This is a genomic window from Polyangiaceae bacterium (assembly GCA_016715885.1).
Lineage (GTDB): Bacteria > Myxococcota_A > Polyangia > Polyangiales > Polyangiaceae > Polyangium.
Genome location: JADJXL010000001.1, coordinates 46,527 through 70,852, shown reverse-complemented (window position 1 = coordinate 70,852; position 24,326 = coordinate 46,527). Strand labels below are relative to the sequence as shown.

20 protein-coding genes and 1 pseudogene are annotated in these 24,326 nt (G+C 60.1%); 7 read left to right on the top strand and 14 right to left on the bottom strand.

All coding sequences use genetic code 11. The annotated features are described in order from the left end of the window. Positions 1-27: 27 nt before the first annotated feature. On the bottom strand, positions 28-753 hold the full coding sequence (locus IPM54_00355) for an ATP-binding cassette domain-containing protein (protein MBK9258270.1): 726 nt from the start codon (positions 751-753) through the stop codon (positions 28-30). Continuing rightward, positions 750-1,457, bottom strand: coding sequence for a molybdate ABC transporter permease subunit (modB, locus tag IPM54_00350; GenBank protein MBK9258269.1), 708 nt, complete (start codon positions 1,455-1,457; stop codon positions 750-752). Before modB ends, IPM54_00355 begins: the two co-directional genes overlap by 4 nt. On the opposite strand from modB, the gene IPM54_00345 reads away from it, so the two are divergent. From IPM54_00345 to IPM54_00315, 7 genes are all read left to right on the top strand, one after another. After that, positions 1,456-2,100, top strand: coding sequence for a serine protease (locus IPM54_00345; protein ID MBK9258268.1), 645 nt, complete (start codon positions 1,456-1,458; stop codon positions 2,098-2,100). The genes modB and IPM54_00345 overlap by 2 nt on opposite strands. Before the next feature lie 195 nt (positions 2,101-2,295). Next, on the top strand, positions 2,296-3,261 hold the full coding sequence (locus IPM54_00340; protein MBK9258267.1) for an outer membrane lipoprotein carrier protein LolA: 966 nt from the start codon (positions 2,296-2,298) through the stop codon (positions 3,259-3,261). Between the two features lie 6 nt (positions 3,262-3,267). Next, complete coding sequence (locus IPM54_00335; protein MBK9258266.1) at positions 3,268-4,968, top strand: class I SAM-dependent methyltransferase; 1,701 nt, start codon at positions 3,268-3,270, stop codon at positions 4,966-4,968. Positions 4,969-4,991: 23 nt separating this feature from the next. Continuing rightward, positions 4,992-5,927: a ribose-phosphate pyrophosphokinase gene (locus IPM54_00330; GenBank protein ID MBK9258265.1), complete on the top strand. Its 936-nt coding sequence runs from the start codon at positions 4,992-4,994 to the stop codon at positions 5,925-5,927. Positions 5,928-6,440: 513 nt separating this feature from the next. Further along, entirely contained in the window at positions 6,441-7,976 is a 1,536-nt protein-coding gene (locus IPM54_00325; GenBank protein ID MBK9258264.1) for a glycosyltransferase family 39 protein, read from the top strand. After that, the gene (locus IPM54_00320) at positions 7,973-8,776 is read left to right on the top strand and encodes an ABC transporter ATP-binding protein (protein MBK9258263.1); all 804 of its coding nucleotides are present in this window, start codon (positions 7,973-7,975) and stop codon (positions 8,774-8,776) included. The genes IPM54_00325 and IPM54_00320 overlap by 4 nt, the downstream gene beginning before the upstream one ends. Then, complete coding sequence (locus IPM54_00315) at positions 8,773-9,552, top strand: ABC transporter permease (protein MBK9258262.1); 780 nt, start codon at positions 8,773-8,775, stop codon at positions 9,550-9,552. The genes IPM54_00320 and IPM54_00315 overlap by 4 nt, the downstream gene beginning before the upstream one ends. Positions 9,553-9,577: 25 nt before the next feature. Here the strand turns inward: IPM54_00315 and IPM54_00310 are convergent, their stop codons facing one another. The 12 genes and pseudogenes from IPM54_00310 to IPM54_00255 form a co-directional block, all read right to left on the bottom strand. Beyond that, complete coding sequence (locus IPM54_00310) at positions 9,578-10,780, bottom strand: hypothetical protein (GenBank protein MBK9258261.1); 1,203 nt, start codon at positions 10,778-10,780, stop codon at positions 9,578-9,580. 3 nt (positions 10,781-10,783) lie between these two features. Beyond that, a complete protein-coding gene (locus tag IPM54_00305; GenBank protein ID MBK9258260.1) occupies positions 10,784-11,050 on the bottom strand; it encodes an FIST C-terminal domain-containing protein in 267 nt (88 codons plus the stop codon). Positions 11,051-11,113: 63 nt separating this feature from the next. Then, positions 11,114-12,004 (bottom strand): hypothetical protein, encoded by an 891-nt coding sequence (locus tag IPM54_00300; protein MBK9258259.1) that lies wholly within the window; start codon positions 12,002-12,004, stop codon positions 11,114-11,116. Between the two features lie 106 nt (positions 12,005-12,110). Then, positions 12,111-12,497 (bottom strand): PD-(D/E)XK nuclease domain-containing protein, encoded by a 387-nt coding sequence (locus IPM54_00295; GenBank protein ID MBK9258258.1) that lies wholly within the window; start codon positions 12,495-12,497, stop codon positions 12,111-12,113. Positions 12,498-12,648: 151 nt separating this feature from the next. After that, positions 12,649-13,890 (bottom strand): AAA family ATPase, encoded by a 1,242-nt coding sequence (locus tag IPM54_00290; protein MBK9258257.1) that lies wholly within the window; start codon positions 13,888-13,890, stop codon positions 12,649-12,651. Between the two features lie 181 nt (positions 13,891-14,071). Further along, positions 14,072-14,950 (bottom strand): hypothetical protein, encoded by an 879-nt coding sequence (locus tag IPM54_00285; GenBank protein ID MBK9258256.1) that lies wholly within the window; start codon positions 14,948-14,950, stop codon positions 14,072-14,074. After that, positions 14,931-15,761 (bottom strand): hypothetical protein, encoded by an 831-nt coding sequence (locus tag IPM54_00280; protein MBK9258255.1) that lies wholly within the window; start codon positions 15,759-15,761, stop codon positions 14,931-14,933. Before IPM54_00280 ends, IPM54_00285 begins: the two co-directional genes overlap by 20 nt. 148 nt (positions 15,762-15,909) lie before the next feature. After that, on the bottom strand, positions 15,910-20,895 hold the full coding sequence (locus IPM54_00275; protein ID MBK9258254.1) for an AAA family ATPase: 4,986 nt from the start codon (positions 20,893-20,895) through the stop codon (positions 15,910-15,912). A gap of 329 nt (positions 20,896-21,224) precedes the next feature. Beyond that, positions 21,225-22,948, bottom strand: a pseudogene (locus IPM54_00270) (DUF1446 domain-containing protein). Between the two features lie 8 nt (positions 22,949-22,956). Further along, a complete protein-coding gene (locus IPM54_00265) occupies positions 22,957-23,205 on the bottom strand; it encodes a PD-(D/E)XK nuclease domain-containing protein (GenBank protein ID MBK9258253.1) in 249 nt (82 codons plus the stop codon). A gap of 350 nt (positions 23,206-23,555) precedes the next feature. Further along, on the bottom strand, positions 23,556-23,837 hold the full coding sequence (locus IPM54_00260) for a hypothetical protein (GenBank protein MBK9258252.1): 282 nt from the start codon (positions 23,835-23,837) through the stop codon (positions 23,556-23,558). Further along, positions 23,780-24,208 carry an AAA family ATPase gene (locus tag IPM54_00255; GenBank protein MBK9258251.1) on the bottom strand — a complete coding sequence of 143 codons (429 nt, stop codon included), beginning with the start codon at positions 24,206-24,208 and terminating at the stop codon, positions 23,780-23,782. Before IPM54_00255 ends, IPM54_00260 begins: the two co-directional genes overlap by 58 nt. Positions 24,209-24,326: the final 118 nt, after the last annotated feature.

Below are 24,326 nucleotides of genomic sequence, written 5' to 3'. Positions count from 1 at the left end.
ATGACCCATTGTGCATTCAGTGCGGTCTCAATGACCCGCGGCTGCGTGCACGCGAACGAGCGTCTCCGTAGCACGCGCTCTGCTCCTCTGCCCGTCCCTTTCGAAGCGCACGAACAAATCCCCAAGCGCCTCGGCCTCCTCCGCGTCGTGTGTGACGACGACCGCCGATAGCTTTCGCTTGTCGAGCACTTCGCGCAAGTATCGTTGAATCTCCAGCCTGGATGCTCGATCGAGCGCCGACAGTGGTTCGTCGAGCAGCAGCAATTCCGGACGCGCCACGAGCGCTCGAGCCAAAGCGACTCGCTGCCGTTCGCCTCCGGAGAGCGACGAAACTCGTGAATGCTTCATTTTGGACAAACCAAGCTCCGAAAGCGTAGCGTCGACCTCCGGCCCCGGCTTTTTCCGCTCGGCTCGATCCAATCCAAACGTGACGTTTCCAAGGACGTCGAGGTGCGGGAAGAGGCCTTGATCTTGCGGCACATACCCCAACTTTCGCGCTTCCGCTCGGACGAAGGCACGCTGCTCGGCATGAAACAAGGCCGCCCCCCGAGCCCGTAAGACGCCTCGTTCAGGTTTGACAAACCCCGCAATGGCCCGGAGCGTCAGGGTTTTCCCAGCTCCCGAAGGTCCAAACAAAACGGCAACGCCTCGGTCGAGAACGAATCGCACGTCGACTTCGAGCCCGTCCGCAGGTCGCCCCACACGAAGCGCAAAGTCGACATCGAGCACTGGATCGACTCGTTCGTCCATCATACGGATGCGTCCCTTGGACCGAGACGTCCCGCCATGAGCACGACCGTGACCGAAATCAATGTCAATATGGCCACGTAAAACCCAGCTCGCGCCTCGTCACCTTCCTGGAGCGCGGCGAATATCTCGAGCGACATCGTATTGGTTCGTCCACGAATGTGCCCGGCAAGCATCAACGTCGCACCAAATTCACCAATCGCGCGGGAAAATGCAAGAACCACCGCCGCGACAATCCCGCGCCACGACAGAGGCAACGTCACCCGGAAGAGCACTTCCCACGGGCCAAGGCCGAGCGAACGAGCGACATCCTCGAGCGACTTCGGCACGGCTTCGATCGATGGCTGCGCAGTCTTGACCAAGATCGGCAATGCCACGACGGCCGCTGCCAAGACGGCTCCCGCGGATGTGAACACGAAACGAAGCCCGAAAAGCTCTTCGAAGAGCCGCCCCCCGACGCCATGACGTCCGAACACGAGCACCAAAAAATAACCGATCACCGAAGGAGGAAGCACGAGCGGCAGAAGCAAAACGGCATCGACGAAGGGGCGTCCGGGATATCGATGCCTAGCCTGGAGCAGCGCGAGCCCGAGTCCCGCGGGCGCTACGAAAAGGAGCGCCGTCGCCGCCACTCGAAGCGAAAGTGCGATAGGAAACGGCTCGGGAACGTCCACCGCGCCGATGTTACGACGTCTCTGGCAGTTCGCCATGAGAACTTCGATCGCAACATTCTTGGCAGCACAGTCGATGCTCGATCATACTGCACGCATGCGCTCCGGTACCGCACTATTGGCCAGCATCCTTCCCGTGGCACTGCTCTTCGGCTGCTCGTCGAGCACCGAGTCCACTTCCAAGCCGAAGACGGCAAACGCTGCGAAACCCGAAAGCATCGCGCAGCCGGAACCGCAAACGCCCCCGGACAAACTCGAACGCTCCGCGCTGAAGACCGTGCTTCCGAGCGGACTTCCGTGGATCCTGCGGCGCGTGTGGCCGGAAGAAGTCGTGCGCGAGGGCAAGTTCATCGGATGGCGGCTCGTGGCGATTCCTGAAGAGTGGCTGGGGCTCGACGTGCGACCGGATGACATCGTGACGCGCGTCAACGGCAAAACGATCGAGACGCCCGAGCAGCTTTGGGATGCGTGGACATCGCTCGCGACGGCGACCGAGCTGCGCGTCACGTACGAGCGCATGGGCGCGACGAAGGAGTTCGTCCTGCCGATTGCGGGCGAACCGGCTCCCGAGCTTTTGGCGTCGCTCACGAATCCGTCCCCGCCTCCGCGCAAGGCGTCGGCCAAACGCGGAACGATCGTCATTGAAAGCCGCGACCCCACAGGTGATCCGAATCGGGATTGAGGCGGCTGCGATCGCCATCGTCAAAACGCATTTCAACGATTTCCAGATCGCGCCTCAGGGCGATTCGCGGTTGTCATGTCGGAGAAATGCGGACACCCTTCGACGACAGTGCCTGTAACCTTTCGACTCGTTTACCGTTTTCGTCGCATGCTCGAACCGTCTCGCCCGACCCGCTCTGGTAAAGCCTCGGAAAATATGCATTTTCGCCTCGTTCTCGCCCTGCCCGTGCTTCTCTTGACGGCCTGCCAAGACGATCCGCCGCCCTTGCCTCCCACGACAATGCAACCGCTTTCCGCCGCGCCGCTCGACGTGGCAAGTGCGGCACCTTCGGCATCGGTCGCTCCTTTGGTGTCCGCTGAACCGGCGCCGATTGCATCCGCGGCACCTTCGGCATCGACTGCGCCGAGTGCGTTGCCCACTGCAGAAAAGAAAAGCGCAGCACCGAGCGCCACGGCGAAAGCCGAACCTGCTCCGAAGAAAGACCCCGTCAAAGAACCCGCAGAACCTGCACCGGCGGCGCCGTCGGCATCGGCCATTGCATCCGTCGCGCCGCCTACCGCAGCGCCCAGTCCGGCCGACCTGGTGGCAGCACAAATCGATTCGGTTTTTCTCGACAAGAAAACGTTTTCGGCAAAATTCAAACAAGAACATACGCAAAAAGTCGCCGGCGTGACGAAAAAATCCTCGGGCGTTTTTTTCTTCGAACGTCCGAACAAGATGTCATTCCGTTATGATGCTCCAAGCACCAATCGTATCGTTTCCGACGGGACGACGCTGAAAGTGTACATTGGCGACGACAAACAGATGTTCGTCCAACCCGTGGACAAGACGGAATATCCTGGCGCATTTGCCTTCCTGATGGGCAAGGGCCTCGCGCCGTCGTTCAACTTTGGATTCAACGACAAGGCGAAATTCGATGGCGGACCGGTTCTTTTGGGCAAACCGCGACAACCTACGCCGCATTATGATTCGGTGCTCTTCTACGTCGACAAAACCCTCTTGGAAAAGAAAGATCCCGGCGTGATACGGCGCATCCTCCTCATCGACGCCCAAGGCAATCGAAATCGCTTCGACCTCGAAGGAGCCACGCAGCCCGAAAAGATCGATCCGGCCGAATTCACGTTCACGCCTCCGCCTGGTACGAACATCACCCAGAACTGAACCGCCGTGCCCCTCGACGCCCTCTGGCCATCCTTTCCGACAAACCGCATCCTGCAGCAGGATGCGGACATCATTGCGGTCGACAAGCCTCCGTTTCTCCCGACGCACGCGCCCGAACGAAGCGACGACGTCTTCCGTCGTCTGTCGGAGTATTTCACGATTGAAACGAAATCCGTCGGCTACCTCGGCGTCCACCAGCGGCTCGAACGCGACGTCTCCGGCGTGCTCGTTTTTACCAAGCGACGCGAAGCAAACCGCAGCGTTGCCGAACAAATGGAACGTCGTCGCGTCAAGCGGACGTACCATGCCATCGTATCCGGCACGCCGGGTATGCCCGGCCGCGGCAAACCTCCCGAATACGGCACGCTTCGTCACCGGCTCGTTTCCGTTTCCGGCACGCACCGCGTTCTTCCTTCGACCGCGCGCGAGGGCGAGCTTTCCACGATATCGTTTCGCGTGCTCGAACGGATTGGCAACCGCACGCTGCTCGCGCTTTCGCCCGAGCCTGGCTGCATCGTCGATTTGCCCGCGCAGCTCGGAGCGGAAGGCGCGCCGCTAGCCGGCGACATCGAACGAGGCGGCGAGCCTGCTCATCGTCTGGGCCTGCACCTTGCCGAGCTCGTCATGGTGCATCCGCAACATGGTAAGCCTGTCGAGCTGCGTGCGCCATTGCCGGCGTTTTTCCGAGATTGGCTGGATGCCAAAGACCCGCTCGGCAATGCCGAAATCATCGAACGACGCCTCCGCGAAGCAGCCGAACGACGCATCGGCATCGCGCGTCTCGAAGGCACCGATTGTTTTCGTTTGGCCAATGCCGAAGCCGACGGCGTCCCAGGCGTCACCGTCGATCGTTATGGTGACTTTCTCGTCGTATCGCTCTACGACGAACCTGCCATCGCCGCGCGCGAACACGTTTTCGATGCGGCGTTGGCGCTCGGCGCAGCCGGCGTCTACGTCAAAAACCGCCCGCGTCATGCAAGTCGAATCGTCGATGCGCATCGTGAAGAGTTTGCTCCGAAGACGCCCGTTCGAGGCGAAGCGGCGCCCGAGCCAATGATCGTTCACGAGCTTGGTGTGCCCTTCGAAGTGCACCTTGGGGAAGGTTTGTCCACGGGCATTTTCCTCGACCAGCGGGAAAACCGGCGGCGCGTGCGCGAAATGGCAAAAGGTTTGTCGGTTGCCAATTTGTTTGCATACACTGGCGCGTTTTCCGTGGCAGCCGCTGCGGGCGGGGCCAAGTCGACGCTCACGGTGGACGTATCCCGCGGCGTGCTCGAATGGGCCAAGCGGAACCTCGATCGAATTGGCGCAGACCCGGCGAAACACGCGGTGCTCGAAGCGGACGTCATGAAATGGCTCGGGCATGGAGCGAAAAAGGATGGACCGTTCGACCTGGTCATTCTGGACCCGCCGAGTTTCGCCACGACGAAACAGAGCCGATTTTCCGCGGAGAGTGATTACAAGAAACTTGCAGCCATGGCCATGCGCGTGCTTTCGCCCGGAGGTAAGCTTCTGGCCTGCACGAACCACAAGGGCATTGGTCATGGGAAATTTCGCCGAGCTTTGCAGGATGCTGCGCGTGAAGCCGGCCGCAACATTGCTCAAATGAAACCTTGGCCCGATCCGGAAGACGTGCCGGCCGAGCCCGGAAAAGAAGCACAGTTGAAATCGGTATTCGTCGTCCTGGATGGAGCATCTCGCCGCTGAGTACCAAGGAACAAGGGAGGATCATCATGGCCCGACATCTTCTGTTCACCATCTCCTCGTACGGGTACCTGGAGCCGGCATTTCTCGATGCAGGAGCGTTCGATCGCGGTCAGATCGTGCACAAGACGTTCCCCGACGGCGAGCGGTATCTGCGCGTTGCGGACGATCCCTGGGGCCGCGACGTCGTTTTGCTCGGCGGCACGCCCAGCGACCTCGATTGGCTCGAGCTGTACGACTTGGGGTATGCCATCAGTCGCGGTGGAGCTCGGTCGTTATCCATCGTCATGCCCTATTTTGGTTATGCCACGATGGAGCGCGCGGTATTGCCCGGCGAAGTCGTCACGGCGAAAACGCGCGCGCGCCTCGTATCGGCCATTCCGCCGTGTGAAGGTGGAACGCGCGTGTATCTTTTCGATTTGCACACGGATGGCATTCCGTTCTACTTCGGCGATAGCCACGTCACGCACCATTTGTATGGCGCACCCATCGTCACCGACACCCTTCGCAAAGTCATGAATGGTCGTGATTACATTCTTGGAGCAACCGATGCGGGACGGGCCAAGTGGGTGCAAAGTCTTGCGCGGGACCTCGATGTCGAGCCGGCCTTCGTGTACAAAAAACGCGATCCCGAATCGGGCAAACTTGCCATCACGGGTGTCAATGCCGATGTCCGAGGCCGTGAAGTGGTGATTTACGACGACATGATCCGCACCGGTTCCTCGCTGATCCAAGCTGCCATGGCATACACCCATGCAGGCGCTCGCAAGTGCCACGCCATTGCCAGTCACCTCATTTTGCCACCAGGCGCGCTCGACAAATTGCGAGCGACCGGTTTGTTCGAGCACATTCTGGGGACGAATTCGCATCCAGGAAGCCAACAACTTGGCGATGTTCCAGGCGCCATCGCGTCGGTCGCGCCCGTGTTCGTCAAAGCGATTGACAGGACGCATCGAGTTTGAATCGGATGCTCGGGATTTGCACGCAATTCGCTCCTCACCCCTAACTGAACCCGTGTTGCACCCCCGCGCGGGGTTGAAACCCCGCGCTACACGATAAAAAGTCCCTCACTACCGTTCGGGACTGGCGTTGTGCGATTTCGGATCATTATCGAGAACCCCCAACGATTTCGCAGCAGACACCACTTCTCACGATGCAGCATGACGCTAGTCCGAGCGCGGTAGCGCGAGGACTTCTTGTAATGTAGCGCGGGGTTTTAACCCCGCGCGGGCGTGCGGTGACGCACTTTGGCTCGAGTTATGAGACGGTCTCTTTAACCTGGGGCGGCGTGACAAGCGCGTAAGGTAGCCCTTATGGGTCGAGGGTGAGGCGCGAATTGCGCTTGATACTGGCCGTTCGCCGTTCTAGAACCACCCGCGGTGTCTTCCGTCCCTGACAGCCCCTCCCCTGCCCCCGCATCTTCGTTCGCCCGAGGGCGCGCTTTTACGATCCTGGCCGTCGCGACGATCGCCTTCTTGCTCATTCAAATCCTCCTCTACGGGCACGGTCGCGACCAAGGCATCTATTCCGTTGTCGCTCGTACAGTGCTCGAAGGCGGCATGCCTTACCGCGATGCCTGGGATTTCAAACCGCCGGGCATCTTCCTCGTTTATGCCGTCGCTCGCGCCGTATTCGGTTCCGGCGAATGGCCCATTCGGGCGCTCGAAGTCTTGGGAGTCGCATTGACGTGCCTCGGCCTCGTCGAGCTCACCCGGCGTCATTGGAACAATACGCAAATGGGTCTGATGGCTGCCGTCATCATGACGTTTGCCCACGCGCAACTCGACTTTTGGCACACATCACAGCCCGAATCGTTCGGCGGCATGCTCACCATTGCCGCATTACTCTTTGCACCACGTCCGAACAAGGCGACGACGAATCGAGATTGGTTTGTCGCGGGATGTTTGTTCGGTATCGCGGGCCTCTTGAAACCACCGCTCGCGGGGGGCGCCATCGTACCGCTTCTCGTGCATGCGTGGACGAATGCTCGATCGACCGATCCGCCCGCGCCCTGGAAAGCGACGCTTCGGGCCATGATTCGGCCGACGCTCATGGTCGCTGCGGGAGGCGCCACGCCCATCGTTTTGTGCCTTCTGTGGTTTGCAGCGCGCGGGGCTTTGGGTGATTTGTACCGCGTTTTATTCGTCTTCACGCCGCATTATACGGCGCTCGGATGGAAAGACGCGACCGTGACGGGCATGTGTTATTATGCATTCACGGAATGGCTCCAGCATTATGGCAGCGTCCCGACCGTGGGCCTACTCTTGGCGCTCGGTTTTGGCATCGGTAAAAAGGAAAGACCGTTCACAGCGCTCGTGCTGGGCATCGTGGCCATGCATCTCATTGGCGTCGCGATGCAAGGAAAGTTTTTCCCGTACCATTACGGAGCGACCTGGCCGCTCACGGCGATCGTTGCAGCATTCGGGTACTTTCGCCTTTGGGGCGTGGCCACCTCCCGACGAGCTCGAATTGCATATGGTGTATTCATCGTGATTGTCGTCTTTTGTCGAAGCGCGACGAAAGACGTTCCCGACTCCTACTTGACGCGCACGAAAAAGCGCGTCGCTGTGCTTGCGGGGGGACTTCGTGATCAGCGCACCCTGGACGAACTTGCGAGCATTGCGGACGTCAGCGCCGTGAGAAACCGCGCCGTGGCGGATTTGCTTCGGGAAAAGGTCCCTGACGACAGGTCCGTTTACGTGTGGGGGTTCGAGCCGCAAATTTACGACATGTCGGGCCGAAAAGCGGCGTCGCGCTACATCTACAACGTCGCGCAACGCGTGGAATGGGCGAAACACGAACACCGCGCCGTTTTGATGGACGAATTGCAAAAAAATCCCCCCGCCGCCATCGTCGTCGAACGTCACGACGTCTTCCCCATGGTCACGGGCAATGCCCTCGGTTCAGCCGATTCTTTGAAAGATTTCGATGCGTTGAAAACGCTCATCGACGAAAAGTACACGCACCTCACCACCATTCACGACATGGACGTTTTCATCGAGCGCCAATGAGTACCCCCGCCATTTCATTCGAGCAACCAGAATCGGCACCGCGTTCGGGCGTTCGTGTCCTCATCGACCACGCCAAGCGGTTTTTCCCTGGCAGCGGCCTCGTGCTCGACGACATCTCGCTCGATATTGCGGCCGGCTCGTTCGTCGCCCTGCTCGGTCCTTCGGGGTGTGGCAAATCGACGCTCCTGCGTATCATCGCGGGGCTCGACCAAGCCGACCAGGGCACGGTTTCTTTGCAGCCGCCTGCGGATTCGGGTCACCCGCGCATTGCGTACGTTTTTCAAGACGCACACCTTTTGCCATGGCGCACCGTCCTCGAAAATGTGACCCTTCCTCTGCAGCTCCTTGGAACGCCCAAGGCCGAGCGGCGCGCCGACGCAATGGCCGCGCTCGCCAAAGTCGGCCTTGCCGATGCAGCGGAACGCGTGCCCGCGGAATTGTCGGGCGGCATGAAAATGCGCGTATCGCTCGCGCGAGCCCTCGTCACGCGTCCGCAAATTCTCTTGCTCGACGAACCCTTTGCAGCGCTCGATGAAATCACCCGCCAAAAACTCGACGACCAGCTTCGCGCCTTGTGGCTCGAACATGACATGACCGTCCTTTTCGTCACCCATTCCAATGCGGAAGCTGCATACCTTGCCGAGCGTTGTATCGTGCTTTCACCGCGCCCGGCCAAAGTCGTCCTCGATACGCCCATTCGATTGCCTCGCACGCGTCATGCGTCCTTGCGCGCGGAGGCCAGCTTCGCCAAAGTGCTCGGCCCCCTCTACGACGCCCTCGCGAAAGCTGGTGCTGCGTGAAAACGAAGTTTTTGCCGACGATCGCGCCGCCCATCATTTCGCTCGTCGTGGTGCTCGTTTTTTGGGAAACCATCGTGCGCGTGTTGTCCGTGCCCGCTTTTCTTCTTCCGCCACCCAGCGCCATTCAAGCGGCAGGAATGGCCAATGCGTCGTCGCTCATCGGAGCATCCCTCACGACGGCGCAATCGGCATTGATTGGTTTTTTGTTGTCCATCGTCATTGGCATATCGCTCGCGGTCGTGCTTGGCACATCCCGGCTGCTCGAACGAGCGTTTTACCCATACGCCGTTTTTTTGCAGACAGTTCCCATCGTCGCCATCGCGCCGCTTTTGGTCATTTGGTTTGGCCCGGGACCACGAGCCGTGAGCGTGGCGTCATTCATCGTCAGTGTTTTTCCCATCATGGCCAATACGCTCACCGGGCTGCAATCCGTCGATCCTGCGCTACGTGATCTATTTCGATTGCACGGTGCAAGCCGATCTCAAACATTGTTTCTCTTGAGTCTGCCGCATGCAACGCCAAACATCGTCACGGGCCTCCGCGTAGCCGGTGGGCTCTCGGTGATTGGCGCAATCGTCGGAGAATTCGTGGCGGGTTTTGCCGAAGGCGCGGCGGGACTTGGCATTCGCATTTTGGAATCTTATCGCCTTTTGCGTACGGATCTACTCTTCGCGTACGTCTTTTGCGCTTGCCTTCTCGGCCTCGCCCTCTTCGGCGCGACCAATTGGCTCGGATGGCGCCTCATGCGCAAATGGCACCCTTCGGAAAAAATTTGACCAGAGCCGCTGCTACGCGAATCGATTACCGGCGGCGACACAACGCAGCCGCATAGGCAAAGCCGCTACGAAGCGTCGATCGCGTCACGAGCATTCCGAGCTCCGTATCGACCGGCAGGAGTGTCCGCGCAGTGTCGGCGCTGATCCCCGTCACGATCACACGCGCTCCGAGCATCTCGACACCTTTCGCGGTTTTCCGAAGTCCCGCCGCGAACGACGCGTCCGGCAATCGAATGCCCGTGATATCGATAATCAAAAAACGCGCGCGCCGAGCCGCAACCCCTTCGAGCGCCACGTCGCATAATTCTTCCGAACGCGCCGCATCCATGATGCCGAGAAGTGGAATGACGAGAATTTCATTCGTCATCGGCAAAATCGGCGTCGACAGCTCCCGAAGGCGCTCCTCTTGCGCCCGAATCACGTCGGCCTCGAGCGCCCGACGTGCCTCCTCCGCCCGTTTTTGCTCCTCGAATGCAACGACCAAACGCTCGTGGACGTCCGCAATCTCCGCCGTTCGTTCGGCCACGCGCACTTCCAGGTGCTGCCGCTGCTCTTGCAAGCTCGCATCGAGCCGTGCATTGCGAATCGCCACGGCCGCGAGCTCCACCAGGTTTCTCAGCGCAATCACCGTCAGGTCGTCCTTTTCGATGCGCCCGTGGTGCCGTGCCTTCCGCGCCGTATTGCCCGCAATGACACACCCGAGAACGGTCACCCCATCGTCGTCCCGAAAAGGAATCCACGCATACGCGTCGACCAGGAACGCGTCGCCGGTGCCGTCGCGCGACGCATTCCCTTTTTGCAATGCAACGATACGCTCGTGCTCGCTCGCATCGCTGCCCTCGACGATGGGATTCCCCAGTGGAAATGCCATGTTCGCAATGGCCCGAGCCGATACGTCGTCGTAATATCCGTCGAAAGCCAGCGTGCGCCATCCTTCCGGCTCGCGCACGAGGATCACGCATCGCTCGATGTTCAGCGTATAAAGCACGAACCGTACGGCCACCTTGGCAATGGCTTCGACACCGACGCCGGTATGAAGCTCATTGCCGATGTCCGCGAGCGCGCGGTACACCTGACCTTGCATATCGAGGATTTCGTTGCGCCGGAACAAATCCGCCTCGACACGCAAGAGCCGCATGATTTCTTCACGCAGCTTTGCGTTTTCCTGTCGAAGCGCGTCGGCTTCGGAGGGCCCTTCCCCCGACGTTCCATGCGCCGAATCAGACATCGATTACACGATTGCAGCGAGGACCGCCGTGTAATTGTGGAACATGTTCGTCTCGCGCACCGGCGCGATCTCTCCGCCGACGTACGCGCCAAACCAAGGCGTGTCGCCCGGCAATGAGCTCTGAATGCGGCGCACCAGATCCTGGCGTACTTGGTCCCGCAGCATCAGCTTGCCCCGCCCCGTGCACTCGAAATGCAGAATCAGCTTCGGCTTCCGATCGCCAACGCGTTCGCGAACGACCGTCGCCGCGCGCTCGGCATCTTTGCTCATGCGATCCGCGTCGCGTCGTGCCAGCCATATTTTTCGTTCCTTCGGGCGTCTCGGTCTGCACCATCACGCTGCCCGCATCGACGTCTCTGGACCCACCATGTAACGAACACAAAGCCGGTCATAATCATCCACCAATGCATCGGGCGCTTCCAGCCCGAGGCAAAGGTTATTCACGGTGTACAGCCAATTCTGGTCCTCTTCCTCGGTGACGTATTTCTTGATCACTTCGAGCGCCGGCACCCCATCGAGCTCGTATATGACATTGCCTTTCGAGCGCGTCACGGTTTGCACCATTCCAAGCGGATAACAGCCGTGCGTCACGGCGGAAACCACGGCCGCCGATCCCGAAAGCAGCGTGCACGTCGCGCCTTTCTCGAAAATCGCGTCATCGTGGAATTGGAACGTGCGGGTGCTTTGCACGTCGTTGTTCGCGCCTCCACCGAGAAACGGGACGAAGCGATTGATTCCGAGCGCGCTATCGATACCGCGCTTCACCGCCGTATAGTTCAGCGTGAATGCGTCGCCGAAAAACAAGAATGCGACGGCATTGTCGCCATAATGCGGTCGCAAGCTTTCCCCCACCGCTCGGCCGGCAGCCTCTGGATCCTGCGTGATATCGGAAACGCTCGCCGTGTGCAGCTTCAGCTCGTCGGATGCGATGACCGCGACTTCGACACAATACACGGATTCGTTGGCTCCCTCGCGCATGATGCACCCTGAAACCGAGCACCCTGTGAGCGGTGCATTCCCGGTAACTGCACGAATGGCAGGAAGCAGCTCGGCCGGATCGTGGCCGACCGTCATATAGACCATCACGAAATCGGGGCGAGAGACGCCCGCGGCTGCCAGCGCGCGTTCTGCGGCCTCTTTCCCCGCGACCTCGAATCCCGATGCAAGCTCGATCCCACGCCGACACTGGTTCCCATACGACCCCTCCGAAAGCGTCCGAGACACTTTGCGTTCGATGGAACCACTTCACATGAATCGCTGCTCGATTGCAAGAGCGAATTTCAGTGAGCATGAACATCGGTGCTGCTAACGCGCGCCACGTCACCTCCATCTACGCGCTCGACTTCGGCCAATAACGCACATCCTTCGCCCCGATGAACACCAAGACGCCCGCTCGCAAATGATTGCCCAGCGTCAGCATCTTGATCAGGTCCGCGTCCGACGTATACCGCTCGAGCTGCGCGAGCCCTCGAGACACCGCCGCTTCGATCTCCTTGTCCGTCGCCTCCGCCTTGACGTACTTCGCCTCGATGATCCACGCGTATTTCGCAGAGGATGCATTGCCGCGCAGACCGAGGAGCAAATCGCAATATCCCTGCGCGGTTTCTTTTTCGCTCATCAAGTAGAATGAATTGGTTTGCGACAAATACGCAAAGAGCATCAGCTTCATCGTTTTCTCGTCGAATTGGATGAGGTCTCGATTGCTGATGCGTGACAAGACCTTCTTCTGGAAACAAGTCCAGCAGCGGCTGAACTTCGCCGTCCACCGACATCTTCAAAGAGCGCGATCGACACATCCGACATGTCGATCTGCAATCCCTCTTGATCCGCCATCGCATACGCCATGTAGCCCCATTGCAATTCGCGCATCACGCGATTGGGATCACGAGCTTCGGCTCCGCGCTCGTGGCCGCATCTTCGGCGAACGTCAACATTCCCATGTAATAGAGAAGCGACACGATTTGTGCTCGCCCAAAAAGCATCTTCGTGCCAAATTGCTCCACCAGCGAGCTCGTCACCGATTCTTTCGTGAGGATTTCTTCGAGCACTTCTCGGGTGCCCGCGGCCGCGCCGCTCGTCGCTTTCGCAATGCCGTAGAGCCGTCCGTAATCCGTACGAACGTTCAAATCGAGCATTTGATCCGGGTAATGTCCGGAAATGAGCACTTCACGTAAGAAATACAAGACGAGCGTCGAATTGTACATCTTCTCGGCCGCGCGTTTGGAAAAACGATACCCATCGTAATACTGTTCCAGCGTCTCGAGGAGCGTTTGGCGATGACCGATGCGTGGATCCGCCGCCAAATCGGGCCTGTCTCGAAGCATCGTGTCCACCGCTCGCTCCACATCCGCCGTCGTGAAGCCCGCCAATGCATTCAAGGCATCGTGCTGCGAGACATGCGTGATGATATTGAAACCGCTCGACAAGTCGTCGAGCATGATGGGCGACACGCCCGTGATGAACATGCGCGCCAGCGTGCTCGTGCGCGTGAACGCCTTCAAGCTCGCATAAAAGCTCCGCACGAACCCAGCGCTCCGCACGATGTCCTGGTACACGTCCATCAATCCGTCGGACAGAAGCCGATTGCCGAAGTGGTCGTATTCGTCAATTAGGAGATACATGCGTTGCCCAGCCCGTTCGATCTCCGTTAATACGGCGGTCATGACGAGTGCCGCATCTTGTTCAGGAGAATGCAGTAGTTTTTTGAATGGAGCGAGCGCAGGAACCAATTTTTCGTAACGATGTGCGAACAGGGACAACGCGGCGTTGATTTGGAAGGCAAAGCTTCGGCGGATATCCGCTTCGGTGCCCTCGGATGCCACGGGCGAAAAGTCGAGCGTCAGCACGAGGTATTTGTTTTTCTCGGGCGTGGGGTGCTCGTGAATCCACAACCCGTCAAAAAGCTCGTCGAATTCGCCAGCGAGCGCGATGTCGTAGTAATTCTCGAGCGTGCTGATCAGGGTCGATTTGCCGAACCTGCGCGGCCGCAGGAAGATGAGGTATCTGCCGCCAGCGTTCTCCAGATGCGGGATGAACGGAGTCTTGTCGACGTAGAAGGCTTCTTCCCGACGAATCGCCGCAAAGTCGCACTGGGCATAGGGAATTTTCATGGCTCGACGTGCTCGCGGGCGAACCTTAGCACGACCGCGAGCGGAAGCGAAAGAAGCTCCCCTGCACCTCCGCAGTGGGCCCTCGCGCATCCCGCGCTGGCCTCCTGCACCCCCGCAGCAGCCCGCGTACATCGCCCGAGCCACGCCTGCGAGCGCCCAGAGCAAGCCCCCGCACGCACGATCATCGACTGCGCGCGCGCAGTTGCCCGCGCACGTGGCCCGAACTACGCTTGCGTCCGCGCAGTTGCCGATTTCTTCGAGAAGATCGCCTACTGGGCACGGTTCTTGCCGTGCCCAGACGCCAGCTACGCCACCTGTTCCGCCGTTTCGGCGCCAGGTTCTTCGGTGATCGGCACATTGGCCTTGCGCCTGGCGGCATACGCCGGGTCGCGCGCCAATACGTATTGGCCCAGATCGTTTTCCTTGCCTTCGTCGACGAGCACCCTTCGATGATGCGCGCTGCTCGCGCCGCCTTGTCGAATGCCACGCGCGCTGCGCGGAGTGTATTCGTCGCCGCTGCGTCTTCGTCGACCTCGCGATTGAGCGCCTGCGCTGCATTCACCGCAGCCGCATGCGCCTTGCTCATGTCGTCGGCCAAATGAAGCGGCTGCAGGTCTGGCTCTTTTGCCAGCGCTTCGGCCACCGCGCCCCACGTTTCAATGGCCACGCCCGTGGACACGCGCGCGAAATCAGATGGATTGAGCGAAAAGACGCGATCGAATAGCTTGCGCCGCCGGGCCATTTCGTGCGCATCGACCTTGACGTTGGGCGCCGGCTGGAGCAGCCGCGCCTCAGCCCGATTGCGAATGTACTCGTACCAGCGCAATGCCTCGTCACAAGCGGCCGCCAAACCGGCGCGTTCGGCATCGGTTTCCGTCTTCTCGCGACCTTGGGCCGCGGCCTTGTCGAGCAGCTCGGCCCGGCGCGCCGCGAGCTTGTCTCGCGATGTGCCAATGGCTGCTTGGTACGTGGCGTCCGACGTGATGGTGGCAGGATTTACCGCCGCGCCGATGTCGTGGCGGCTCTCCAAAAGGCGTTGTCTATCTTCGTTGGCAATCATGGCGGAAAACGATTGCACGAAAGGTTACGACGTTACAAGCGCAATCGTACGGATGGCGGATGATTTTGCGACGGACGTTCCCGGCTCGGTGATGGTCAAGGCGGCATCTTGGGAGCTTCTCCCAGTCAATGCGCAGCTTTTCTTCGACGAGCCACCGCACCATGCTCGTGAATTCCTCTCTACGATCGCCAAGGCGCATCAGCCTCTTCCTCGCACTCCGCATGTCATCACGACGGCTCGATTGACTGCTGCGTATCAGCATATCGGTCGTCTCGTTCACGTCGAGGGCAACCTTGAGTCGTCGAACGACGAGATCGCGCCGGTTGAGACCACATGTGATGATTGTTGCTCGCCCCTCTTCGGAAACCCCCTCGACATGCCCATCCACGGTCCAACGAAAGTGATCACGCACCCGGAAAGCGGACCCCGGGTCGAGCAGCAACGCTTTTTCGGTCAATTCGACCCCCTCCGTGCACGCCGCTCGCGGCTCCATGACCGGAAACAAATTTCGCTTGAAACCGCGATTGCACGGGGAGCACGACAGGGAATAATTGTCCCACGAGAACGCGAGCCACCAGTACCCGGGCCCCACGTAGACCTCCTTCGGGCCCACATCGCTGACCAGCGGCGGACTCCCATCCCAGCACGTCACCTCGGCTTTCGGTCGATAATGCTCGACATCCAATTCGCTTTTCCAGCGAAGCACTCGTTCACACCAGGCACACTTGGCATATTCGAGCTCCATACCCACGAGCATCTGCTTGTGAATGCCTCGCGGGAGCCCGCCTTTTTCCCACGACGCATTCCACATCTCCTTGCCAGCAAAATCGTTGCCGTGGGGAATTCCCCCTCGGCTGCCGACCGCACTTCCTGAACTCGAGCCAGCAGCGAGGTTGCCTGAGACATAAATGCGGGGTGAGCATTGGGGCGATTCCAAGGAAGCATGACTGACCCTTCGTTCAGCTTTCTTCTTCGTCGGCCAAGCGCTGCATTTCTGCCAAAAACCGTGCCCGTTCTTCGTCGTCGAAAGGTGCCACCGGTCCCATCGTCGCATCACGCTCTTTGCGCAACGTGCTCCCAAGGCTACCGAAACGTGTCTCGATTTGCTTTTCGAGCGCCATGCGCTGCGGATCGTCACGTCCTGCCCCCCGCGCCAGCAGGTCGCGATGCCGGGCCAGCAAATCGCGTGTCTCGCGATCGAACGTGTATTCCACGCCAAACTGCTCGAAAAGCACCCGATCGACGTCTTGTCCGGGTCGAATGTCCTTTTGCACCAATTCGATCCGGCCTTGCTCCCCGCGCCGCATCACGTACACCTCTCCCCGACGCGCACCTTGGAGTACCAACGGGTTATGTGTCGTGACCACGAAACTGAGATTGGGGAAGAGCCGGCGTACATCATCGATGATGTGCATTTGCCAAATCGGATGCAGGTGCAAATCGATTTCGTCAACGAGCACCAGGCCCGTCATTTGGCGCAGCACGTCCGCGCCCACGCTTTCGTCCAGTTCCCGCTGCCTCTCCACCCACCGCGCGATCATATCGATGATCCAGCCGGTCGTCGTCAGGTATCCGTCGCTCAGGGTATCGAGGCGCACGCGACCAAAGTCCTTGTGCTGCACATACACCAAACCCCCGGGTTCCACGCTCACGTCTTGAATGCCCAAAAGCACGCGCAAAGCATGCACGACGGCCTTCCAAATGCCTGCCGATCCCGTTGGCGGTGTTTCGCTCGGGCGGGGAGACCGCCGCTGCTCGCGCAGCACGTCTGCGTCGAGGTTTTCGAGCCATTGCGCGGCATTGTAAAGCGATGCGGGTCGATCGAAGAGCGTATGCAATTCGCCAATGGGCCCCACTTCGGCGGGGCGATCCTTTTCGCCGCGGGCATTGCCCCTTTTTACTCCGTATCCCACGATCCACGGGCGTGACACCTCTTGCGTCGACCGCGCTTCCACGATTTCGGTGCGCTCGTCACGCCGAATGGCCACTGAAAGTAAACCCGTATCCAGTTCGATTGTGATGGGCCCTTCCCCGCCATTGGCGAGCATGGGCGGGTTGCTTTCGTCGAGCAGTTTTGAACCGATGGCCGGAGGCGCCACCGCAAGTGCAATCGCCCGCAGGAGCGTCGTTTTTCCGACGCCATTTTCCCCAACCAGGACGATCCATTGACCTTGATCCCCGGCCGGCTGGGGAAATTTTTCGTCGACGGAGGGCGTCTCTTTGAAAATGCGCACGTTGCGCAATTCGACGATCTGGACGATCCGAGGAGCCGGTCGGGTCGCGGTGGTTTGCTCCACGAGGCACGGTTCAGGCAATTCGTGCTCGGTCCAAGCCGCACGGGTGAGAAAGGAGGGTTCGAGTGTGTCGTGAAGATGCTTGAAAAAAGCAGATTGAATCTGGTCCCGAAGGTTCCGGCGAGGAGGCGGTGCGGCTTCCAGCATGCCGAGCCAAAGCGATTCCTTCGTGCCAGGATCCATGTTGCGACGCCAAAGAAGCCCGGCGAGCTCGTGGCGAAAATCATGGGTCACGCCATCATGTTCGAATACCAGGCGCTCGAACAGAACCTTGTCGGTGCCACCAGAAACCAGCGCGAGCAGAGCATGAAGGGCAAACGCACGTGGCGGCGCATCCGGTGGCAATTCGGGAAGACGCAGCTTCGACAGATCCGCATTCGAAACGGTCAGAAGCAATGCCACGAGGGTATCGAGCAAACCCCACTGATCCGGGTGCTGAGCAATGCGCTCGACGAGCGCAGCGACGTTGGCTTCGGTGCGTTCACGAATGACATCAGGAGTATCTCCACCGCCCCAACGTGCATTCGTACCTCTTCGACCACGAGCATCGAAAAAAACAAACCATTCTTCCCGGTTGGGCCCCGAAAGGTCCGGCGCAAGGAGCAGCGGACTCGCTACGAATGCACGCTTGTCAAAAGGTACGTTCTCATCGACGAGTCGCGCAACCACAAGTGGAAATTCCTCCTTTGGTTCAAGGCGATGCATGTGCTCCAAATAGGGCAGCAAGCGGTGCACCGCATTCGGATGATCGACAGCGAGCCGTAGAAACCTCGATCTCCAATCAGGAACCAACGTGTTGGGGTCCTCGCGTAGCCACTCGATCAGGTAAGGAAACACCTTCCCGCGCAATGCAATGTCCGGTCCCCACGGAACGGGTGAAATCAGTGCGGTTTCGACCTCCTCCAGCGATGCGTGCGGAGCATCCCGCCAACGCCTTTCTGCAGCGCGCCAGTCGTCCACCGTCCCCAGTTCGCCCGCGCGTGCCTGCGCCGCCAGCGCAGGCAGCTCCAAATAGCTTCGCACGTGTCGCATAGTGGCTGCAATGGGCCATGGAAGCATCATCATGAGCCATGGCTGAAGACCTGCAAGCAACGCCTCGCTGTTCGCCGCCTCCAACACATCCGCCAGGCAGTCGTGCGATGGGCTCACCATGAACGTCGCAATGCGTTTCCAGAGAGCCCACGCAGGAGACGTATCGGGTGTGCGCAACACGAGCGACTGCCACTGCGCGTCACATTCAATTGACTGGATAGCCCAGCCGCATACCTTATCATCTGTGTCCCGTATCAGAATTCGATGCCGTTGCTGATGAAACTGCCTGGTGAACAATTCTATATGGGCTTGACCGAGAAATAAAATATCACCTTCGCGCCAACCAAGCATCACTTGAGGCGGAAACCATTGCACATTTTGTTCGATGAATCGAGCGATCCATGGCGGCACACGCTGGCCGCGCAGAAGATACGGCCAGAATACCGCTCGCGCATCTACCTCCGTCGTAGGCGCATGACGCTCCGCCAGCGCGACGGCTTCATCCACTTGGGCGTGCAACATTGCGTCGAGCAATCGCCATCCCTGCTGGTATGCGTCCCCGCCTGCCTCGAACAGCGTTTTCGCGACCCGTAGCACTTGCCCGCGATATTTCGTTGCGTCTTTCGTGTCTGGCCAATTCACCACGAAAGATCCGATATCAGGAAATAATGGCGACGCCGCCGCTTCCAGCGCAATCTGCCACAATGGCTCGTACAGATCGGGGTGCCCATACTTGCACGTTTCCTCCAAGATCGCGATCGCCAGCCGCGACCCTGCAAAACACCGTTTCGCCGCTTCGCCCCCAATCGTTCCCTCGTTGAGCGCCCGACACGTCGCCACCAGCGCTTCCACGATACGCTGCGCTTTCTTGCCGCTATCCAAAATGCAGCGACTCGCGATCAATCGGAGCACGTTCCCCCAATGCGGATTCGCCGCCACTGCTTCGAGGCGTTTTTTGACCAGCGGGATGTCGTCATCCACGAGCGCTTCCGCCGCAAAATACTCCTGCAAGGATCGCACCCCGAATTCGTACTCCCCTTCCGAGGAATGCAGCAGCAACACCAACCGGTCCATCGCAAAACGCATGATGCGCGCGACGTTCGCTTGAACCTCGGCGTCGGCACAACGTTTCTCGACGTAATATCGCGAAAGCATTTCCCGCAGCTCGCGCTGTCGTAACGTGGGCCGCGCGGAAGCGCCCTGCTGGGAACGAACCTGCAACGTCAATCCCGCCCGCTCGTGCAGCGACCGCAATGCCCCCTCGTCCTCGGACCGAATGCCATGATCGATGGGCTTGTTTAATTCTCGGCGAAGAATCGTGGCAAAATAATCCCGAAAAAGAATACTCCGCGCATTGGGCAATTGGCCTTGATTGGCCACCAACAGCGCCGCCATCGTCGTGTGCAGCGGCGTGTGGAGCAGCGCGGCCGCCGCTGGTTTCTCCAGCTCGGTGCGCAAACGTTCGAGCTGCTCGTCGAGCTGCGATCGTTTCGTTTGGCCCGACCAAGCGCGCAAAAGCTTCTCCGCATACGTATGGGCGAGCTCCTTCGGCAACGAAACGAGCTCGTGCTCCATCAAGTCGTCGAATTCCCCGCCATATCCCTGAGGTCGCGTCGATACGAGCACTCCATTCATGTTCTGCGATGCGCCACACGTGACTGCCCGGACCGCTTCGACGACTTGCTTGCGATTTGCCGAATGCGGCACTTCATCCAGCCCATCCAGAATCCAATAAGTGTTCCCAGCCGCCTCAATCCATCGGCGCAATTCGGCCGGCTCGACGTCGCACGCGATTTCTTCCTTCGCCAGATCCACCCGCATCCGCGCCGCGAGGTAATCCCACACGGAAGGCGGCGTTCTCCATACGCGTGAACCGAACCATCGGGCGACCAGGGGCAGACTGATCCGCAGCGGAAACATCTGCCCCGCATGCGCCCACTTCGAAGTCGTCAAGAGCGCCTCGATAGGCGCGTTCGCCTGCTGCCACGTTTCACGCAAATCCGCCGGCAGCGCATCGACTTGCCTCGCAATCCATGGCATGCGCAGTACTTGCGCCACCATGGTCGTCAGGGTGCTCTTGCCGATCCCGGTCCGCCCCACGAGCAACATTCGGGGACCACCGCCTTTCGTATCGAAGAGCTCCATCAACGAACGTGCCGATGGAGACGGCTCTGGGAGATGCATTCCGAGCAGTTGTGGCATCGCCGAGGGCGCTTTTTCGGAGGTACGGAACCGGGGATCCTGCGCCTGGAGTGGTAAGTCGACAAAGATGGAAGCCAGGTCGATTTTCTGCGCGTCCGCATCTGCGCCGCCCTCGACCAAACGCGCGTGCCGATCCTGCAAGACTTGGACGGCTAGCCAGGTAACGAACCGAGCATCCAGCGGCGAGCGAGCCGAGTTGGTTACATGCGCGATTGGTACAGCGACGGACATGGGCGGAGTCGACCACCAACGGTATGCAGTGTCAAGGTCTGGAGTGTGAACGATATCGAGCTTCATACCCATCTCGAGGTTGAACACTCCACTACGTCCCCCGCCCATTTCGCCCGAACCTTTGGCGACGGTAGCCGATATGGTTACGAATGCTCCGACGATAGGTGCCGCAGGAAAAGGTGCCATCTTCTGCTTGCCATGGCGCACTGCGCCCCCGCAGTTGCCGTCACGCATCCCACGCTGGCCGCCTGCGCCCCCGCAGCAGCCCGCGTACATCGCCCGAACCGCGCCTGCGAGCACGCAGGGCAAGCCACCGCACGCGCGATCAGCGACTGCGCGCCCGCAGTTGCCCTAGCGCGTGGCCTTAACTACGCTTGCGCCCGCGCAGTTGCCGATTTCTTCGAGAAGATCGCCTACTGGGCACGGTATTTGCTTTGGATGACGCACGCATACGCTCGCGCCGCCTTATCGAATGCCACGCGCGCTGCCCGCAATGCATTCGTGGCCGGTGCATCTTAGTCGACTTCGCCCATCGTGGAATCCCCTCGGAGAAGCGCTTCCGGGATGTCAGCATATCGGGCGCGTAGCCATTCCCCGAGCGCCTTGCCTTGCGGATCGAAGCGTGTGGACGCGGCGACGCCTTCGCCAAGCAGGCCATCGACGACGAAATCGAGCGCGCGCAGGTTCGGGAATACATGGCGCGTGACCGGATGATCGGCCGTCTCCGGCAAGAGCGCGCGGAAACGGTCGACAGTGAGGGTATGGGCGAGCCAGCGCCACGCCTCGTCCGTGCGCGCCAGACCCTAATATTCGCGACGCCACCTTTGTCACCGCTGCGCTCCCGCGACGCAACCAAGCGGAGCTCGCCGCGTCGGTCCGTCGGGCCATGGCGTAGGCAGCGAGGCAGGCTCGGCGGCTTCGAGGGCGCGGGTCTGCGCGGCGGGATCGATATTGACGCGTGTTCCGTCGTGGAGCACGGCCACGTGCCCGATCCGCGCAGCTTCCACGTAGGCAGCCGTGTACACGCCATAAGGTTGCGCGTCAGCGGGCGGAGCGGTGAGCGAGAATCCGGGATAACTCGATACCGCAAGCTCGACGGCGGCGCCGCTGAAGGCGCGCCCGACGACGCTCGCATCCGGATCCTTCGCCGTGACGCGCAGGAGCGCGCTCGCTTCCTCCTCGGTCGGCGCGTCGGCTCTGTCCGTGCGGGCAAGGGTAAAGCAAAGCTCGCGCGGCCGCCTGGCGAGCGTCGATTCGAACTGCTCCCGCACGAGCCGCGCTTTGGCTTCGATGTCGAGCCCCGTGAGAACGAAAACAACCTCGTTGCGAAAGCCGCCCAGGTGATTGAGGCATACCTTCGTCGTGGGCGGGGGCGCTTCACCGCGCACGCCTCGGATGCGGATGCGGTCGGGGCCGTCGTCCTCGAGCTGGATGGTGTCGAAGCGCGTCGTGACGTCGGGACCGGCATAACGCGCGCCGCTGATTTCGTAAAGCAATTGAGCCGTGACGGTGCCGATATCGACGGCGCCTCCGGTCCCGGGGTGTTTTGTTATCACGGCCGAGCCGTCGGCATACACTTCGGCGAGCGGAAAACCGGGGCGGCGTCGGAGGTCGATCTCCGTGAAAAACGAATAATTGCCGCCTGTCGCTTGCGCGCCGCATTCGAGCACGTGCCCGGCAACGGTCGCCCCGGCGAGCCGATCCCAATCGTCACGCGCCCAGCCGAAAAACGCCGCCGCCGGTCCGACGACGAGCGATGCGTCGGTGACCCTGCCCGTCACGACGACGTCGGCGCCAGCGCGCAGGCAAGCCGCAATGCCCCAGCCGCCGAGGTACGCATTCGCCGTAATGGGCGCACCGAGGCCGAGCTCGGCGGCGCGCGGCAGGAGGTCATCGCCCTCGACATGCGCGATTTTCGCCGGCAAACCGAGGCGCTCGGAGAGCTCGCGCAGCGCCCCGGCGAGCCCCGCCGGGTTCAGGCCGCCGGCATTGACGACGATACGGACGCGGTTGTCGAGGGCGAGCCCGAGGTTTTCCTCCATCTGGCGGAGAAACGTCTTCGCATACCCGCGGCGCCCGTCTTTCATTCGGTCGCGGCCGAGGATGAGCATCGTGAGCTCGGCGAGGTAGTCGCCCGTGAGGACATCGAGCGGGCCGCCCTCGAGAGTTTCGCGGAATGCCGAGAAGCGGTCGCCGTAAAGCCCGAAGCGTTGCCGATGCGAAGGGGGGCCGTCGTGATAAAACCTCTCAGGACGAAGGACGAACGGGAGAAGACGTCTCCGCGCGGTCGATTCTTTTCACCCACACCTGTTTTCGATCGAATACCATGGCATATTCATGCACGGGTGACGCTCCTGCGGCGATCAATTCGGCCGCATATTTGCGCTCACGCAATTGTTTCGTGGCCTTTTCGAGCGCCACTTCGGGGGTTTCCCGGCCGAGCGGCACTTTGAATTCCATGACGACGCCCGGTTGTCCGGCTGTTTTCGGCCGCATGTACATCCGCTCGACCTCGCCCGGATTCTCGATTGGACCGGACTTCGTATCGAGCCTCCATGTGCACGAGCATCCCCAGCATGAATCCGTGATACAACTTTTCCGGTGCCCGACCTGCTCCATCCTGATACGACATGGCCGTCAAAAGTATTTGTTCGAGCAGCTCTTGGACCTGGGCTGCGTCACCGGCGAGCAGCGCTTGCACGACGTCATTGGTCATGTACCAATCCGGGTCGACTCTGGTGAGCCAATTTTTCTGAACATCGTGCGATAGACCGAGCGTATTTCGATATTTGGAATGGCGAGTTTGCCGGTGGTCGTGCCCATGTGCATGGTGAACTCGACGACCTTCAGGTAGCCCGAAAGAGCAAAAAATTCCAGAGCGCTTCGGATCGTTGGTCGATGTCGCGCAAGACGATGTTGTCATCGATGCGGATTTCGATGGTTTCGCCATTCAAGAGCGCGTACGACTTTTCGGACAACCCCAAACCTTGCTTGGCGGCGAGGTGTTCGATGAGGTCGCTGGAACCGGTGTTGACCCAATAGGGCTGAAGCGTACCTTGCTCGATGTAGCTTAGAATCGACCACGGGTTGTAGATGACGGGCCGCCAAAGATGTATCCATTGTACCACGCGCGTACTTCTTCGACATGTGCAGGTTCGACGATGGCAGCCACTTCGTCTTCCGTGAATCCGAACGACGTGGCGTATTGCGAGCTCATCATGGAATGTACGCGTATGTTGTTGAGCCCGGAGAACATATTATCCCTCAATACATACAGAATGCCCGTGAGCACGCCTTTGAAGAGCGCCACGTTATCCTTGAGCGCCGCCGACAAGAGATTGCGTATGAAGGGCACGATCTCGTCAAAGTAACCGTGCGTGTAGCCCGCTTGAATAGGCGTGTCGTATTCGTCGATGAGAATAAGGACGTATGTTTTGTATTGTTGATATAGAATATGCGACAACCACCGAGCGAAAAAAAGCAATTCGGAGTTACTCACTTCGCCGCTAAGCACGTGCTGGAATTGACGTGCACGGTAAGGATCGAGCTTGTTCCTGATCGAGCAGATGACGATGCGCTCAAATCTTCGATAATCTGATCACGAATCCTACGATCGC

Bases quoted from the DNA above. Each gene is read 5' to 3' on its own strand.
- IPM54_00355 (MBK9258270.1), bottom strand. From the start codon at position 753: ATGATGGACGAACGAGTCGATCCAGTGCTCGATGTCGACTTTGCGCTT.
- IPM54_00345 (MBK9258268.1), top strand. From the start codon at position 1,456: ATGAGAACTTCGATCGCAACATTCTTGGCAGCACAGTCGATGCTCGAT.
- modB (MBK9258269.1), bottom strand. From the start codon at position 1,457: ATGGCGAACTGCCAGAGACGTCGTAACATCGGCGCGGTGGACGTTCCC.
- IPM54_00340 (MBK9258267.1), top strand. From the start codon at position 2,296: ATGCATTTTCGCCTCGTTCTCGCCCTGCCCGTGCTTCTCTTGACGGCC.
- IPM54_00320 (MBK9258263.1), top strand. From the start codon at position 7,973: ATGAGTACCCCCGCCATTTCATTCGAGCAACCAGAATCGGCACCGCGT.
- IPM54_00310 (MBK9258261.1), bottom strand. From the start codon at position 10,780: ATGTCTGATTCGGCGCATGGAACGTCGGGGGAAGGGCCCTCCGAAGCC.
- IPM54_00305 (MBK9258260.1), bottom strand. From the start codon at position 11,050: ATGAGCAAAGATGCCGAGCGCGCGGCGACGGTCGTTCGCGAACGCGTT.
- IPM54_00290 (MBK9258257.1), bottom strand. From the start codon at position 13,890: ATGAAAATTCCCTATGCCCAGTGCGACTTTGCGGCGATTCGTCGGGAA.
- IPM54_00285 (MBK9258256.1), bottom strand. From the start codon at position 14,950: ATGATTGCCAACGAAGATAGACAACGCCTTTTGGAGAGCCGCCACGAC.
- IPM54_00280 (MBK9258255.1), bottom strand. From the start codon at position 15,761: ATGTGGAATGCGTCGTGGGAAAAAGGCGGGCTCCCGCGAGGCATTCAC.
- IPM54_00275 (MBK9258254.1), bottom strand. From the start codon at position 20,895: ATGGCACCTTTTCCTGCGGCACCTATCGTCGGAGCATTCGTAACCATA.
- IPM54_00265 (MBK9258253.1), bottom strand. From the start codon at position 23,205: ATGCGGCCGAAAACAGCCGGACAACCGGGCGTCGTCATGGAATTCAAA.